The sequence below is a fragment of the Bacillus sp. Marseille-Q3570 genome (assembly GCF_946151055.1).
In the GTDB taxonomy this organism is placed as follows: domain Bacteria; phylum Bacillota; class Bacilli; order Bacillales; family Fictibacillaceae; genus Pseudalkalibacillus.
The window spans coordinates 205448-220163 of the sequence record NZ_CAMGYZ010000007.1; the positions used below are offsets into that span (position 1 = coordinate 205448).

A 14716-nucleotide genomic window follows, 5' to 3' on the forward strand; every position below is an offset into this window, starting at 1 on the left:
TAGAAGGATGTCAGTAGGTTCTGCACAGGGAGGTTACACAATGTCACACATAAAAGATTTCCCATTTCCGTTCACCAATGATCACTATGCATACTCGAATAATTCTGTCCTGTTGGATCCAACGAAAACCGTATCGATCACGGATGATTATAAAAAAGAAATAGAGCTGAAAAGGAATTTGCTGCAGGAAAACCACAAGCGATGTTTTCGCTCTCTTCCGATTTCAGTGGAGTCTCAATGGGAGACAATGCTGGTTATTTTCAATGAACTGGCTACCCATTCACCAGATCAGTTCAACTTTCAAAAAAGAGGGAATGAGTGCTTATTCCAAAATCATCTCTTGGAAGAAGAAGAGTCATTCATTTTCCGTGATTCCTCATCAATTGAATTCGAACCGCTGGACGTGGCTGGTAGACATGTCCAGGAAGACTTGATCATAATGGGTGATCGACATGATGGACTTTACATGGAAGCAGGTCAATTATGTTTTCCGTCGAATTGGTCACTCACATTTGTACAAGGAATGGAGTTCAAATCAATTCACACGCCAGTGCCTGAAATCCAAAAGGACGGATTCATCAATAAGGTGGAACGGTTCATTTCGAAAATCCGCCCCGGGGCTGCCTGGGAAAGGAAGAACTGGTCGATCACAGTCACCAACAAGCTTGATACGCCTTTAGAGACTTATTCAGATTGGGGAAAGCATCGGAAGGATGTCACAGCTGAGAATGCTGGCGAGTTGATTAACCTGCGAGTGGAAGTACAAAGACTGCTCAGGCTGCCAATGAATCATGATGTCCTTTTTACGATCCATACGTACCTGCTGCCCCTCGAAAAATTGATCGAAAACGAAGATTGGCTCAAAATCTTCTATAGCAACATCAAGACGCTTCCTGAAAATATTACGGAATACAAAGGCATTTTGAATTATCGTGAAGAATTGCTCCGTTTTCTTGAGGCACATTTAGGAAAAGAGCGGATTGATCGATGAAACACATTTTGATTTTAACTAAAAAGCAATACATCCGAGAGGCGGAAGCGAGACAAAAAGATTACCAGGACAGCCACCACAACACTGAAATAAAAGTGCTGAGACGGATAGACGATGACGAGGAAATCAGATTGATATTGGAAAACCGACCCATAGGTACACTTTTAATCATTATAACGGACGACGCAATAGCGGGCTTAATCCGTAAAGCTGCCTTTAAGGAAGGGTTCTCTCAATCGGATGTGTTGATTGAATCCATAAATCACGAAAGAATCAGGGTTTTCTGTTCCCAGTGTCATGAAATCAATATGGTAAATAACCTTGGAGATTCCTTTGAATGTAAAGAGTGTGGTCAGCTCCTACAACCTTCAGAACACTACTCGACGTATCACCGTTCTTATCTCGGGTATCCGGTACTGTGACATAAAAAGGATGGAAAAGATGAAACAAACAATGCCATTGACTGTAGAAAAAATTGAAAAAGAAACAGATACAATCACTACGTTCACTCTTACATCTGGTGACCTCTTGTTGCCCCACTTCGGAGCAGGAGCACATATTACAGTTCACTTGCCAGTGGGAAGGCGACAATACTCGCTTGTAAACAACCCACTTGAGATGAATAATGAATATAGAATTGCTGTAAAAAGAATCAGTGATCAACATGGGGGTTCTGGCTTTATGCATGAATGTGTCAGAGAGGGAGACACATTGACTGTATCCACCCCGGATAATTTCTTTCCGTTACAGACAGAAGCAAAGCATCATGTCTTCTTTGCTGGCGGGATAGGGATCACCCCGTTCATGTCCATGATGGCGTACCTGAAGCAAATTGGGCAAAGCTTTGAGCTTCACTATGCTGCACAGAGTGAAAGGGATTGTGCATTTTATCGTCATATCCAACATCATTATCAAGAAGCAGTGTCCTGTTACTTCATGGATAGGGAAGAGAAAACCAAAAGATTGCAACAGGCAATGCAAAACAGAACAATGGGAACGCATATGTACATATGCGGACCACGAGCTTTCATGAACATGCTGGTCGATCATGCCCATGAACTTGGCTATCCACATAGATTCATTCATGAGGAGCGGTTCCAACCAGCCTCTGTAATTGAAAACCCACAGCCTTTTTCCGTAACCATCACCAGGGCAGAAAAGACCTTCCAGGTAAAGAGCGATGAAACCTTATTGGATGTCCTCCATGAACATAGAATCGACGTCCCTTTTAATTGCCGGATGGGTGTTTGTGGAACATGTGAAGTGAGAGTGGAAGCAGGAGAAATCCTTCATTGTGAATCTTTTCTGACTGAGGAAGAAAAGAAGGATAAAATGCTTACCTGTGTTTCTCGGGGAATCGACCATATCAAACTTGACCTCTGAGGAAGAAGGTTAAACAGGTAATCATCCGTTTTTCTGTTTCAAAAGCCCGGTCAAAATCCGTTCGAAAGGTTGTTTTTTCCGGACAGCATCCATTTTCCTGAACGGGCATTCCTGATTCTCGAGCCGTTCGAGGACAGCGTCCATTGTAAATTGAAGAGGCGTTAATTGTTGATCGACTTCATTCCACTCAAGTGGGGTTGCTACAAGACCTTCATCATTTCCTCTTAATGAGTAGGGGGCAATAATCGTCTTTCCTTCAGCATGCTGTAGAAAATCAATATAACACCTCGAGCCACGTTTATTTTTCATCCGTTCGATTGTAAATGAATCCGGAGATTGATCTACCAGATATTCAGCGACGAATTGGGTGAATATTCTTGTATCCTCGTATGAAAACTGGTTTTCATCCAGCGGAATGTATATTTGCAAACCTTTGTTTCCTGATGTTTTTACAAATGAATGAAGTTCGAGTCGATCAAGAATGGTTTTGATTTGCAAGGCAGCTTCGATCGCCAAAGAAAAATGATCCCTTGAAGGCGGATCAAGGTCGAATACGATTTCTGTGGGGCAAACGGAAGTCACTTTATTGAATGGAATATGAAATTCAAGCGCAAGTTGATTTCCCAACCAGATCAGTGTTGGAAGATCATTACACAATATATACCGGATATCGTCCTGTTGGAACGTCTTTACAAATGACGGTGCATAATCCGGACAATTCTTCTGATAAAAAAAATCATCAAACATGCCATGTGGATAGCGTTTGACTGTCAGACAGCGATTCTCCAGGAATGGCAGCATCACGTTTTTTACCTCAATTAGATACTGAAGATACGTTTGTTTGTTGATTTCCATCTTTGGATAAAGGATCTTATCAAGGCTGGTGACTTTAATCGTTTTTCCTTCAATGTTCAATTGTCCATCTGATTTTGAAGAGCTTGCCATGTGCAATCCTCCCAGTGGATGTCGAGTCTGAATTGTATGAATCGAGGCTGTCTCAATTGATTTTCGTATATCTCGAGGAATGCCAGCTCGACACAAATACGAGGGGCTATTTCAATAAGGGATCCAGTTTTTTTGATTTGATTGTTTTTGACGATCTGGATCAGTGCTTCTCTTTCTTTTCCATCAAGCCCATGTGAGAAAACACCGCATGGTATCAATTCAGAACCGTCAAGGATAGCAACGTGGGCATATCCATTTTTCTCATCAAATCCGCTAATGATGAAAAACCCCCTGAACAGCCGTTTAACCTTCAACCATTCTTTCGTACGTTTACCCGGAAGCCATAGACTATTATTCCGCTTAGCAACGATACCTTCTCCATGATGTTTTTGCACGTCCTCGAATAAAGCATCACCGTCCAGCATATAAGGTATCCATTGGATCCTGCTCGTTTTCTCTTTCGATACTTTAGGAAAGTCGTGTGACTCCATCCATTGTTGAAGAAGCTCTTTACGTTTTTTGTAGGAAGAATCCATTAGAGACCTCCCGTTTTGGATGAGTAAATCGAATACTAATAGAGTGGCTGGGAGTTGGGATTGTTGTTGTTGGATTTTCAGTTCATTTTTCAGTCTTCCTCGCTTTTGGATAGATGAAAAAGAAGCTTTGAAATCAGATTCCATAATACAGAGCTCTCCGTCAAGCAGCAGAGGGAGTTCATCATTGGAGATCTCCCTGATTCGCTCCGCTTCTGATTGGATTTCCGGAAAATTCTCTTTCAAGGATTTCAAATTCCTGCTGTAAAAATCGATTTGTGTGTAATCGATATAGAGAAGACTTCGAAAACCGTCATATTTGATTTCATAAAACCAATCCTCTCCTTCAGGAAGGCGAGAGGAGAGGGTTGGCAGCATAGGTCTTTGACGCATCATTCACTGCTCGCTTTTTTCTTGCGAGTCGTTTTCTTTTTCTTCTTCGGTTTTGTATCATCAATACTTGCTTGCAGGGCATCCATAAGATCAACAACATTCGCTTTCGGTCTTTCTTTCGAAACTTTGATTTGCTCACCTTTGATTTTACTTTCAATGGCACCCATCAATTCTTCACGGTAATCATCATGATATTTTTCTGGTTCGAATTCAGCTGTCAATTGATCGATCAATTGGATGGCCATGTCTAATTCCTTCTGGTTCAAATCGACGTCTTCTGGAATTTCAGGTACTAAATCGATGCTGCGGACTTCGTCTGGATAGTGGATCGTTTCTAGTACCAAGCCTTTATCATAGACCCGCACAACAGCTAAGTGTTGTTTGGAACGGATCATCACTTTGGCAATGGCGATCTTTCCGGAGTCCGCCATTGCCTTTTTCAGTAGGCTATAAGGCTTTGAACCATTTTCCCCTGGCCCGATGAAGTAAGAGCGGTCGAAATAAATCGGATCCACTTCTGAGAGATGTACGAAGTCTACGATTTCAATCGATTTTGTCTGTTCTTTCGTAAGAGCTTCCAATTCTTCTTTTTCAAGCTCTACGAATTTATTTGGTTCATATTCATAGGCTTTGATGATTTCATTCTGTTCGAGTGATTTTTCACAGACTGGACACGTTTTATCATACTTGATCGGATTATGGCACTCTTTATGGAGCTGCCTCATTTTTATATCCTTGTTTTCTGTAGCTGCAAATAGTTTGATTGGGATCGTGACAAGTCCGAAACTGATGGAGCCTTTCCACATTGTGTGCATATTGAGAAATTCCTTTCGCCCTTTTATACATAATGTGGACGAAGAGTGCCATATCCATAAATACCATTTTATGACAATTTTTCCGGTCCGTGGGAATCATACTCCGCTTTCATTCCGAGGTTGTTGCAATCTGGTCAACCGTTCAGAACGACGCCTCCGTTTACATGGATCATTTGTCCTGAAATATAGGATGAGTCGTCACTTGCCAGGAAGACGAAGCTCGGTGCGACTTCATCTGGTTGTCCAGGTCTTCCCATCGGTGTGTTTTTCCCGAATTCACCGACATGTTCAGCGTCAAAGGTTGAAGGGATCAACGGTGTCCAAATCGGACCTGGTGCAACACCATTGACACGTATACCTTTGGAAACAAGGGATTCTGATAAAGAACGGGTGAATGCGACGATTGCTCCTTTAGTAGCAGAATAATCAATCAAATGATCATTCCCTTTATAAGCAACTACAGATGCGGTATTGATGATGGAACTGCCTTCGTTCAAATGGGGGAGAGCAGCTTTTACCATGTAAAAGCATGAAAAGATGTTCGTTCTGAATGTGCGTTCAAGTTGTTCCTGTGAGATTTCTTCAATACCATTCCTCGGATGTTGTTCAGCAGCATTATTGACCAATACATCCAAAGAGCCGAATTCGGAAATCACTTGTTCCACAACTTTCTGGCAGAAAGATTCATCGCCAATGTCCCCAGGGATCAGAAGACACTTTTGTCCTTCTTCTTCTACTTCCTTCTTCGTATCATTGGCATCTTCATGTTCATTCAAGTAAACGATCGCTACATCCGCACCTTCTTTTGCGAATAAAATTGCTGTGGATTTTCCAATTCCGCTGTCTCCACCTGTAATGATTGCCGTCTTTCCTTTGAGCTTACCGCTGCCTTTATAATACGTATCTTCTGTTTGAGGAGTGGGAACCATTTCTTTCTCTGTACCGGGCTGTTTGTTCTGGTGCTGTGGTGGCTGTCCTGTCGGTTTTTCCTGATGGGGTGAATGATAGATAACGTTATACATGATATAAAACTCCCTTCATTGATCGAATTCCTATTAAAGCCTTTTTCTACTATTACCTCATTGAAAAAAAGTTAATCTTATTTATTCGAGTACGATGAAAAAATCGTTATTTGGAAGCATATTCCTTTAGGGCTTTACGTTAGTAGAGAAGAAAAAGTCTGTTATAATGACAGTAATAGTGCAATTGAGGGAGATTAGAAAAAATGAAATTGATGCATGAGCTGAATGAGAATGAAAAACAAGAATTAATTGAATTATTCCATTCGTATCATGAAACGATTCTGTCCGAATGGCTGAAGGCCGCCTCGATTTCAGAGGACGACCCATTCCGCCATGAAATCACGATCAATGGTGGGCATACGATCCGATTGGTGGTCGCTTATATTGAAGATCCGGAAACTCCACTCGTTCAACAATTGACAAAAAAGATTGCACACGAACGGGTGAAAGCGAAAGTCGGTATCGGAGAATTCATCTCGAATATCAATCTTGGACGTTCAATCATTTATCGTGTTCTCAAAATGACCGAAGTATCAAAAGAAGCACAATTGAAATATCTATTGGCAGTGAATGATTTCTTCGACTTATATATGTATCATGCCTTAACGGAGTATACGAGGGAGAAAGATTCGATCATCCAAAATAAAAGCCGATTCATACAAGAAATGCACAGCGACCGTTTGTCGATTTTAGGACAGGTTGCTGCAAGTTTTGCCCATGAATTCCGTAATCCTTTGACGTCGATAAAAGGTTTCATCCAAATGATCGAAAAACAATCTGATAACCCAGAGACTTCAACCTATTTCAATATCATCAATCATGAAATGGAAAGCTTACAGGAGAAAATCACCCAATTTCTCTATCTTTCTAAAATGAAGGGACTTGATGATCAATCGGATCTGTTTTCTATGGATCGAGTTGTAAAAGGGATGCTCGAGTTCCTCTACCCTCGGTTCCTGGACGAGAATATCAATGTGCATCACGATCTATTGGATGATGTCAAGGTCTATGGAGTAGAGGGGCAGATCAAACAGGTCCTCCTCAATATTCTTAATAATGCAGTCGAGGAATTGACGGAGGTGGATGGAGAGAAAAATATACAAGTAACGTTGAGTGAGGAAGATGAAAATATCCATCTTACAATCTCCAATAATGGTTCTATGATTCCTGAACATTTATTAGAAGATATATTCGAGCCGTTCATTTCCACGAAACAACTTGGCACAGGATTAGGATTATCTGTTTGTAAACAAATTGTGGAGAAGCATAAGGGAACGATCAATGTCATTTCGACAGAATCGGAGACCTCATTTTTCCTTAGCTTCCCAAACGCATCTGAGAAAGGAGCCACGTATGATGATCAACAAGACGATACATTACAACGCAAGTGAATTGAAACAGGCCATCGAATCGGATGAAATGATACAACAAAAACGTCCTGTTTTGATCTGTAATGCTCATATAACTGGTTTGGGTGTTGCAAGAGGTTTAGGCAAGGAAGGCATTCCGGTGATAGCCCTTGATCGGGAACATCAAGGCCTTGCTTTCGCGTCGAAATATGTAACCTTACGTGGGGTTTGTCCGAACCCGGTTATTGCGGAAAAAGCGTTCATACAGTACTTGCTGGATATTGGACCTGCATTCAATGAGAAGTGCGTATTGATCCCTTCGATGGATGAATGGGCCTTATCATTAGCGAAGTATGCTGATGAGCTAGCAGAGTATTACATATGGCCTTTTTCAAATTATGCTACCATCGAACAAATTCTCGATAAATCCCAATTGTATGAACGTGCAGCAGAATTAGATGTTCCGGTACCAGGTTATGAATTCATCACAGAGGCGAATCATAGTAAAATACCTGATCGCCTTTCTTTCCCGATGGTTTTGAAACCGATCAATAAAAGAGCGTTTTATGATGAATTTCAAGAAGGACTGTTTGTCATCGAAAACCAAAGTGACTATGATGCAAAAACGAAAGCCGCCAAAAAAGCCGGTCTCGACTTGATTGCACAAGAGTTTGTCGATGTCGGCAGGGATGGTTATGTGACGGTTGTCGTATATATGGATGGGGATCAGACAGTCAGAGGTGCTCTGGCTGGACGACGGTTGGAAATCTATCCGCCGAAAGCTGGCACGACGTGTCTCGTTGAATCGATCGAAGCCCCTGAATTGACTGATCGTGCGGTCTCGGTCTTAAAAGCATTTTCATATGAAGGAATTGCCGAATGTGAATTTATTTATGATCAGCAAGATGGAGAATTCAAGCTTTTGGATATCAACACAAGACCCTGGAAATGGATCGGTTTACCTATTGATGCTGGAATCAATTTACCGCATCTCCTTTACTCATATGTAAACGGACATCCGAAGTCCAATATTGAGGGGGAGATCGGGAAGAAATGGGTCTATCTTAAAGACTATCAGAAATTGAAAGAGGACAATCAGGGGCTATTTGAAGGAGATATCCTGACAAAAGAAGAATGGATGGACATCATCCTTCAACGCTATGATGAAAGTAAATTGATCACCACTGCAGTAGAATCATTAGATGATCCGGAACCGGCGTATCAACAATTACAAAATTCTTTTTCTAAACGGTCATATTATTGCCCATGTTAAATAGATAAGCTGAAAAACTTCAGTTCATAAAACTATTTCAAGCCAGTCAAGCAGCTGGCTTTTTTCATTTGATCAAAAGAAACGGCTGATATCGCAAACTCTGTTGCTCTTGCACTTAAAGAAAGCATAAAATACTTTCTTCAGTATAAGGGTAACTAAGGCTCGACCTACAAAAGGCTTGGTCTCGCCAAGTTTTCTTTAAAAGTCGTTGATTTCCGCCCCGGGATGCTCGCTTTCCGCGGGGCGTGAGGTGAGCCAGCTCGTCGTTTTGCTCTCCAATCAACTTGCACAAGGAGATTTTTTTAAATAACATCTCAAAAGCAACATTCTTTTAGAAAAGAGCCAAAGAAAAAGAAAGTAAACCTTTTTTAGGAATATCCCATCAAAGCCTACGTAGTAAGCACCATAATCCCCCTCATTATACAGTACTTGACGCCTAATCCTCCTGAGAAATGCACAATTCCCGTAGATGTTTAGGGCAATTGGCTTTTGTAAGATCGAAGTGACCGCGGAAATCTAGGAGAAAGCATGCTTTCAAGAATGGAGTTCATCTTGAAAGAACCATTTGAAAAAGTACTTGAAAATTTTGACCCTTTAATCAAAACAATGATCAGAAGGTATTCCTATAGCCTGGAATTCGATGAGTCTTATCAGATCGGAAGGATTGCCCTTTGGGAAGCGTATGAACGGTTTGATCCAGACAAGGGGGCATTCCCGGCATATGCCCAACGATACCTCTCTGGAAGGTTCCTGCAAATGCTTAATAGGAAATGTGTGACCATGATCCATGCGGAAGAGCGTACTTTAGAAGATAATTATACATTTGTTGTTCCTTATCTAGATGACCTTATCGTTAATGACTATTTACAGAATCTATCTGAGCGGGAACGACTTTATGTCGACGAAATTATTTTGAAACAGGGAAGTATGAAGGAATTGGCGCGTATAGAAGGGGTATCATATGAGACTGTCCGCTCGTGGCGAAAAAAAGCTCTGGATAAATTGAGGATAAAAGGAACAGCCATGAAAAAAGATAAGTAAAAGAAATAGAGGCTGTCCACCTGGAAGCAGCCTCTTGAATATCATTAATCATAAATGATCCGTTTTCTTAGAATACTGTCGTGTGCCTTTGTTGATATTCGATTGTTCCATTTTATTTTTCAGTTCTTGCTGTGCCTGGTTATCGCGCTTTTTCTTATCGTTATCTTTCGTGTTAGACATGTTGGCTCCTCCTTATGGACGTCTTCACCTCTTAGGCTTGACGTTTAAGAGAGGAATTATTCGAAATCAGGTGTGCCATTCAAGAAGAAAACAGCCAATGTGCCAGGTCCAGCATGCGCTCCTACCGCACAACCGATTGTATTCACCATGACGTTTTTGGGATTGAAAGTGGATTCAATCAATTCTTTCAACTCATTTGCGCGGGACAGATCGTCAGCATGCGATATCGCAACTGTCTGATTTTCCATTTCGCTGCTGCGTTCGCCAATCAAATCAATCAGGCGTGAAAGAACTTTCTTGCTTCCTCTTACTTTTTCGAGAGGAAACAGCTTTCCATCTTCCATATGTAGAATCGGTTTGATTTTGAGTAGGCCACCTACAAAGCCTGCTGTTTTAGAGACTCGTCCGCCTCGAACCAAATATTCTAAATCATCAACAGTAAAGATGTGTTCGATTTTGTCGATTAGGGTATGTGTGTAAGTAACAAGGGCATCCAGGCCATCTGATCCTTGTTGGATAGCTTGAGCTACATAATAGGCGATCAATCCATATCCAAGCGAAGCACTCTTTGAATCGATGATCGTTATGTTGGTTTCCACGCCGTCATCATGTAATTGATCTCGAACAAGACAGGCGGTTTGATATGTACCGGATAACTCAGAGGACAATGTAATATAAATAGCAGGTTGTCCACGTTCTGCAAGCTCTTCAAATAATGATTTCATACGGTCAGGTGGTACTTGAGAGGTCTTTGGAGCGGCTCCGTCTCTCATGAGTGAATAAAGTCTTGATGGCTGAATTGATTCCTTGTCGTAATATTCTTCCTCATTAACATGGACTACTAAGGGAAGAACGTGGATCTCCTGCTCATCAACCACATGTTGTGGCAGATCACAACCCGTATCAACAATCAATTGTATAGTCATTTTTACACCTCACATTATCGTTGCGTTTAGGACTTTTATCTAAGTGTAGCCTTGACAAGGGTAAAAAGCAATGCAATATTGCTTTTTGTAAATTTTCATGGTGTCTAACAGCTTACATCTCTTCGATAGGCTGTTTCGCAAACTATGTTGCTCTTGCACTTAAAGAAAGTATAAAATACTTTCTTCAGTATAAGGGCAACTAACGCTCGACCTACAAAAGGCTTGGTCTCGCCAAGTTTTCTTTAAAAGTCGTTGATTTCCGCTCCAGGATCTCGCTTTCCGCGGGTCGTGCGGTGAGCCCACTCGTCGCCTTGCGACATGGAATGGTCTCACCTGTCCCGCTGATCCCGCAGGAGTCTCGCACCTTGCTCTCCAATCAACTTGTACAAGGAGGTCTATTACAAAAATCTCCCATAAGCAACAATCTTTCAGAAAACACCCTTGCGATAAGAAAAATGTTTTTATAAATAATCTGTTGACAATTTGAACAGTGATCTGATAAAAATAGTACGTTCTACTAGGAGATGAAGGAAGGGATTCATATGACGTTTGTAACCGAAATCAAAAAAATCTTGATCATTTTATTAGGTGCTGTCCTCGGTGCCGTTTCACTTAACTATTTCTTAATACCAGCTAACGTCTATGCGAGTGGGTTCACAGGGATAGCCCAGTTGCTCGCAAGTGTATTACAGCAAACACCCATACCAGCCTCAACCGGTATCATCTTATTCATATTGAATATACCTGTGGCAATCTTAGGTTGGTTGAAAGTCGGAAAATCATTCACGTTTTATAGTATCGTCAGTGTTGCAGCAACCACATTTTTTCTTGAAATCATTCCTATTAAAGTTATCTCCGAAGATATTTTATTGAATGCTGTCTTCGGTGGTGTGATTGCCGCAATCGGTATCGGTTTCACGTTGAAATGGGGTGCTTCCACTGGTGGAATGGATATCGTAGCGATGGTTCTTTCACGTATGAAAGATCGGCCGATCGGGATCTATTTCTTCACCCTTAATGCAGCGATCATCTTCACAGCTGGCATTTTATATGGCTGGGAAAAAGCATTATATACATTGGTAACGCTATATGTGACTTCACGGGTCATTGATGTCATCCATACACGACATGAAAAGTTGACTGCAATGATCATCACGAAGAAAGGGAAAGAAATCCAGCAGGCGATCCATCAAAAAATGGTACGAGGAATTACCAAGATTCCTGCAAAAGGTGGGTTTACCGATGAAGACAAAGAGCTCCTGATCATCGTCGTAACCCGTTATGAATTATATGATCTCGAACATGCGATCAAGGAAGTCGATCCACAAGCATTTACGAATATCGTTAATACTACTGGAATCTTCGGGTTCTTTAGACAAGACTGAATAGCAAAGGGGATGATCGGCAATCGATCATCCCCAAATTTGTTTTAATATGATTTTTGGAATACTTCCTGTACTTTAGGTACGATCAAATCCCAATCACCATCAGGCGTCTTGTTCACTGTAATGAAATCCTGAAATCCGAAAATGGATTCTACACCCTCGATATCAAGTAGTGCTGAAGCGACTTCATCCTCAGGGGCATCTCCTTTACGGTGGGAAAGTCTTCCGTCAAATAATGGTTGATTTGCTGAAAATTTTAGTGCGTTCGGATTTGGTGTTGGATCGATTGTAAATTCAACTGCCATTGTAAATTGCTCCCTTCATTAGTTAATTCGATTGTATCAAAATTATCAGATCCTAAAAAGAAAATCCGTAGCGTTTCGATACAACTTCATAGAAACCGAGAGAATGGTAAATATGTTTTGTTACGGCATTATTGATGCCTGTTTCCAGTTCAATCGACTTGATGCCGTTTCTTTCAGCCCAATAGACGACATGAAGCAGTAATTTCCGGGCAATACCTTTATTCCGTTGATCTTCATGAACATAAAGTTCATTGAGCCACATGTAATGTCCGCCCTTCGCAAGGCTCACGCCAATGTTGAAAAAGGCAACACCTACAATTTCATCCTCAACCTCTGCAACTACGATATAAGCAGTGTCCTTGCTTTCGAGTGCAAGATGGATGCCAGTCAGAATTTGATCATACGTTCCTGAATTTTCGTGATTGATCCGTTGTTTCGTTAATAGGTGTGCAATACTTTGTCTTGTACTATAAGAAACTTCTCGATCTACTTCGTAAATTTTCATGGTGCAACCCTCCTATGACCCACTTTCCTAATTCAAGGTCAAAGACTTAATTCCTGCTTAATCAGCGCAATAAACCTAACTTTTAATTTTTCCCTAAAAAAGGAAACCTTTTACCGGGTTCATGCGTCTATATAGAAGGGTACAATATTCCGGCATGTACGGAAAGCGAAAAATTCGTTCGAATACATATATTAACCAAAGATACGTATAGGAGGGAGACGATGGGTAGACGACATGTCCTTTTCTGGAGTGGGGGTAAGGATTGTTTACTGGCTTTGGAACAGGTGCTCGAATCTGAAACATCCAGCGTCGCATACCTTCTTACGACTTTTGATGAAATGACAAATAGAGTCCCTTTTCATGGCATTCATATAGATTTGATTAAAGCGCAGGCATATTCCCTTCGAATTCCGCTAGTAACAGTGCCCTTACCACATAAACCTTCAAATATCGAATATCAAAATATTTTACATAGACATTTAGACTCTTTTAAACGAGAAGGAGTGGACTCTGTCATTTTTGGTGACATATTTCTAGACGATATACGAACATATCGAGAAACTCTTATACAAAAGAATCAAATGAAAGCTGTATTTCCATTATGGGGAAAATCCACAAATAACTTATCATCTCATTTCGTTTCAAAAGGTTACAAGGGTGTCATTTGCGGAATAGATACCGAATCCGTGAGTGAGAAGTCACTTGGTCAGAATTTTGATGAAGATTTCCTCAACCAACTTTCCAATCATGTCGATCCTTGCGGTGAGAATGGAGAGTTCCATACGTTCATTCATGAGGGTCCGTTATTTGAAAAGAAGATCGATTATATTGCCAGAACAAGAACAAATAGTCTGTATCGAAAGTATAAGTCCATTGAATTGGACACCACTATATGATACTAAAGGAGGCAGGAACATGCCAACATTGGTTTGCTTTGGAGACAGCCATACTGCTAAGGAGGAAAGCTTGGAGGGGTATGAGCGTTTGACACCACGGTTGAGAAACAATCTTACAAATTGGACAATCGTCAATTCAGGAATTTCAGGGGAGACGACAAGAGCAGCTCTTGCCCGGTTGCAAGATGATGTATTACGTCATTCTCCTGACATTGTGACAATCTTATTTGGTTCGAACGATGCAAGTAAACATCGAAAGATCAACCTTCCTGAGTACGAACGGAATTTAGATATTATGATCGATCGGATTACGGCAGAGAAAACGATCATTATAAGCCCACCGCCAATCATCGAGTTCTACCAAAAGAAACGCAGCAATGAGGAACTGCAGAAGTATGCAGATGCAGCAAAGAAAATCGCTTCGAAACGTGGATGTCACTTCATTGATTTATGGTCGTACTTTTCAAAAAACAAGTTGTATGAAAAGATGCTCGAGAAAGATGGATTACATTTCAATGAAAGGGCTTATCTCTTCCTTTCTGAACTCATATTAGATGAGGTGAAGAACATTTATGCTAAAGCGGTTTGAAAGGATGAAAAGGACTGAGTGGACTATCAGAAGATGTTTCTGGTAATTCTGAGCAGTTCTTTTTTTAATGTTCATGACGAAGAGTTTGATCCGTATAATGTGTCAAAAAATCTTGTTCAATAAAAGATCATAAATGTACATATATTTTATCGCTTTATCGGTACCTGGAGATATCCTCCTGTCAG

17 protein-coding genes are annotated in these 14716 nt (G+C 41.0%); 9 read left to right on the plus strand and 8 right to left on the minus strand.

Features of this window, described 5'->3' with window-relative positions:
• Positions 1 to 40 precede the first annotated feature (40 nt).
• Genes N8M93_RS13045 through N8M93_RS13055 form a run of 3 tightly spaced genes read left to right on the plus strand, consistent with a single transcriptional unit; the run spans position 41 to position 2374 of the window.
• Positions 41 to 991, plus strand: a complete 951-nt coding sequence (locus N8M93_RS13045) for a DUF3445 domain-containing protein (protein WP_261132490.1) — start codon at positions 41 to 43, stop codon at positions 989 to 991.
• Positions 988 to 1413 carry a hypothetical protein gene (locus N8M93_RS13050; protein ID WP_261132492.1) on the plus strand — a complete coding sequence of 142 codons (426 nt, stop codon included), beginning with the start codon at positions 988 to 990 and terminating at the stop codon, positions 1411 to 1413. The genes N8M93_RS13045 and N8M93_RS13050 overlap by 4 nt, the downstream gene beginning before the upstream one ends.
• A 19-nt stretch (positions 1414 to 1432) precedes the next feature.
• Positions 1433 to 2374 carry a PDR/VanB family oxidoreductase gene (locus tag N8M93_RS13055; RefSeq protein ID WP_261132493.1) on the plus strand — a complete coding sequence of 314 codons (942 nt, stop codon included), beginning with the start codon at positions 1433 to 1435 and terminating at the stop codon, positions 2372 to 2374.
• Positions 2375 to 2395: 21 nt separating this feature from the next.
• Here the strand turns inward: N8M93_RS13055 and ligD (N8M93_RS13060) are convergent, their stop codons facing one another.
• From ligD (N8M93_RS13060) to N8M93_RS13075, 4 genes are all read right to left on the minus strand, one after another.
• Positions 2396 to 3319 carry a non-homologous end-joining DNA ligase gene (gene ligD, locus N8M93_RS13060; RefSeq protein WP_261132494.1) on the minus strand — a complete coding sequence of 308 codons (924 nt, stop codon included), beginning with the start codon at positions 3317 to 3319 and terminating at the stop codon, positions 2396 to 2398.
• Positions 3286 to 4245 (minus strand): non-homologous end-joining DNA ligase, encoded by a 960-nt coding sequence (gene ligD / locus N8M93_RS13065; RefSeq protein ID WP_261132495.1) that lies wholly within the window; start codon positions 4243 to 4245, stop codon positions 3286 to 3288. Before ligD (N8M93_RS13065) ends, ligD (N8M93_RS13060) begins: the two co-directional genes overlap by 34 nt.
• Complete coding sequence (locus N8M93_RS13070; protein WP_261132497.1) at positions 4245 to 5060, minus strand: Ku protein; 816 nt, start codon at positions 5058 to 5060, stop codon at positions 4245 to 4247. The genes ligD (N8M93_RS13065) and N8M93_RS13070 overlap by 1 nt, the downstream gene beginning before the upstream one ends.
• A gap of 134 nt (positions 5061 to 5194) precedes the next feature.
• Positions 5195 to 6082 carry an SDR family oxidoreductase gene (locus N8M93_RS13075; RefSeq protein WP_261132498.1) on the minus strand — a complete coding sequence of 296 codons (888 nt, stop codon included), beginning with the start codon at positions 6080 to 6082 and terminating at the stop codon, positions 5195 to 5197.
• A 203-nt stretch (positions 6083 to 6285) separates the two neighbouring features.
• On the opposite strand from N8M93_RS13075, the gene N8M93_RS13080 reads away from it, so the two are divergent.
• From N8M93_RS13080 to N8M93_RS13090, 3 genes are all read left to right on the plus strand, one after another.
• Positions 6286 to 7473, plus strand: a complete 1188-nt coding sequence (locus N8M93_RS13080; RefSeq protein ID WP_261132501.1) for a histidine kinase N-terminal domain-containing protein — start codon at positions 6286 to 6288, stop codon at positions 7471 to 7473.
• A complete protein-coding gene (locus N8M93_RS13085; protein ID WP_261132503.1) occupies positions 7436 to 8704 on the plus strand; it encodes a hypothetical protein in 1269 nt (422 codons plus the stop codon). Before N8M93_RS13080 ends, N8M93_RS13085 begins: the two co-directional genes overlap by 38 nt.
• A 528-nt stretch (positions 8705 to 9232) precedes the next feature.
• Positions 9233 to 9745, plus strand: a complete 513-nt coding sequence (locus tag N8M93_RS13090) for a sigma-70 family RNA polymerase sigma factor (RefSeq protein WP_261132504.1) — start codon at positions 9233 to 9235, stop codon at positions 9743 to 9745.
• Between the two features lie 48 nt (positions 9746 to 9793).
• Here N8M93_RS13090 and N8M93_RS13095 read toward each other — a convergent pair whose 3' ends face one another.
• Positions 9794 to 9925 (minus strand): DUF3941 domain-containing protein, encoded by a 132-nt coding sequence (locus N8M93_RS13095; RefSeq protein WP_221563765.1) that lies wholly within the window; start codon positions 9923 to 9925, stop codon positions 9794 to 9796.
• Between the two features lie 56 nt (positions 9926 to 9981).
• Positions 9982 to 10851, minus strand: a complete 870-nt coding sequence (locus N8M93_RS13100) for a DegV family protein (protein ID WP_261132505.1) — start codon at positions 10849 to 10851, stop codon at positions 9982 to 9984.
• Positions 10852 to 11393: 542 nt separating this feature from the next.
• On the opposite strand from N8M93_RS13100, the gene N8M93_RS13105 reads away from it, so the two are divergent.
• Complete coding sequence (locus N8M93_RS13105; protein WP_261132507.1) at positions 11394 to 12236, plus strand: YitT family protein; 843 nt, start codon at positions 11394 to 11396, stop codon at positions 12234 to 12236.
• A gap of 44 nt (positions 12237 to 12280) precedes the next feature.
• Here N8M93_RS13105 and N8M93_RS13110 read toward each other — a convergent pair whose 3' ends face one another.
• Both N8M93_RS13110 and N8M93_RS13115 read right to left on the minus strand, forming a co-directional pair.
• Complete coding sequence (locus tag N8M93_RS13110) at positions 12281 to 12541, minus strand: NifU N-terminal domain-containing protein (protein ID WP_261132508.1); 261 nt, start codon at positions 12539 to 12541, stop codon at positions 12281 to 12283.
• Positions 12542 to 12593: 52 nt separating this feature from the next.
• The gene (locus tag N8M93_RS13115) at positions 12594 to 13046 is read right to left on the minus strand and encodes a GNAT family N-acetyltransferase (protein WP_261132510.1); all 453 of its coding nucleotides are present in this window, start codon (positions 13044 to 13046) and stop codon (positions 12594 to 12596) included.
• 221 nt (positions 13047 to 13267) lie between these two features.
• On the opposite strand from N8M93_RS13115, the gene N8M93_RS13120 reads away from it, so the two are divergent.
• Positions 13268 to 13942, plus strand: coding sequence for a diphthine--ammonia ligase (locus N8M93_RS13120; RefSeq protein ID WP_261132512.1), 675 nt, complete (start codon positions 13268 to 13270; stop codon positions 13940 to 13942).
• Positions 13943 to 13961: 19 nt separating this feature from the next.
• The gene (locus tag N8M93_RS13125) at positions 13962 to 14531 is read left to right on the plus strand and encodes a GDSL-type esterase/lipase family protein (protein WP_261132513.1); all 570 of its coding nucleotides are present in this window, start codon (positions 13962 to 13964) and stop codon (positions 14529 to 14531) included.
• Positions 14532 to 14716 lie beyond the last annotated feature (185 nt).

Coding starts and splice junctions, on each gene's coding strand:
- N8M93_RS13090 (WP_261132504.1), top strand. CDS start 9,233: ATGCTTTCAAGAATGGAGTTCATCTTGAAAGAACCATTTGAAAAAGTA.
- N8M93_RS13110 (WP_261132508.1), bottom strand. CDS start 12,541: ATGGCAGTTGAATTTACAATCGATCCAACACCAAATCCGAACGCACTA.
- N8M93_RS13070 (WP_261132497.1), bottom strand. CDS start 5,060: ATGCACACAATGTGGAAAGGCTCCATCAGTTTCGGACTTGTCACGATC.
- N8M93_RS13075 (WP_261132498.1), bottom strand. CDS start 6,082: ATGTATAACGTTATCTATCATTCACCCCATCAGGAAAAACCGACAGGA.
- N8M93_RS13085 (WP_261132503.1), top strand. CDS start 7,436: ATGATGATCAACAAGACGATACATTACAACGCAAGTGAATTGAAACAG.
- N8M93_RS13080 (WP_261132501.1), top strand. CDS start 6,286: ATGAAATTGATGCATGAGCTGAATGAGAATGAAAAACAAGAATTAATT.
- N8M93_RS13115 (WP_261132510.1), bottom strand. CDS start 13,046: ATGAAAATTTACGAAGTAGATCGAGAAGTTTCTTATAGTACAAGACAA.
- ligD (WP_261132494.1), bottom strand. CDS start 3,319: ATGGCAAGCTCTTCAAAATCAGATGGACAATTGAACATTGAAGGAAAA.
- N8M93_RS13055 (WP_261132493.1), top strand. CDS start 1,433: ATGAAACAAACAATGCCATTGACTGTAGAAAAAATTGAAAAAGAAACA.
- ligD (WP_261132495.1), bottom strand. CDS start 4,245: ATGCGTCAAAGACCTATGCTGCCAACCCTCTCCTCTCGCCTTCCTGAA.
- N8M93_RS13045 (WP_261132490.1), top strand. CDS start 41: ATGTCACACATAAAAGATTTCCCATTTCCGTTCACCAATGATCACTAT.
- N8M93_RS13095 (WP_221563765.1), bottom strand. CDS start 9,925: ATGTCTAACACGAAAGATAACGATAAGAAAAAGCGCGATAACCAGGCA.
- N8M93_RS13125 (WP_261132513.1), top strand. CDS start 13,962: ATGCCAACATTGGTTTGCTTTGGAGACAGCCATACTGCTAAGGAGGAA.
- N8M93_RS13105 (WP_261132507.1), top strand. CDS start 11,394: ATGACGTTTGTAACCGAAATCAAAAAAATCTTGATCATTTTATTAGGT.
- N8M93_RS13050 (WP_261132492.1), top strand. CDS start 988: ATGAAACACATTTTGATTTTAACTAAAAAGCAATACATCCGAGAGGCG.
- N8M93_RS13120 (WP_261132512.1), top strand. CDS start 13,268: ATGGGTAGACGACATGTCCTTTTCTGGAGTGGGGGTAAGGATTGTTTA.
- N8M93_RS13100 (WP_261132505.1), bottom strand. CDS start 10,851: ATGACTATACAATTGATTGTTGATACGGGTTGTGATCTGCCACAACAT.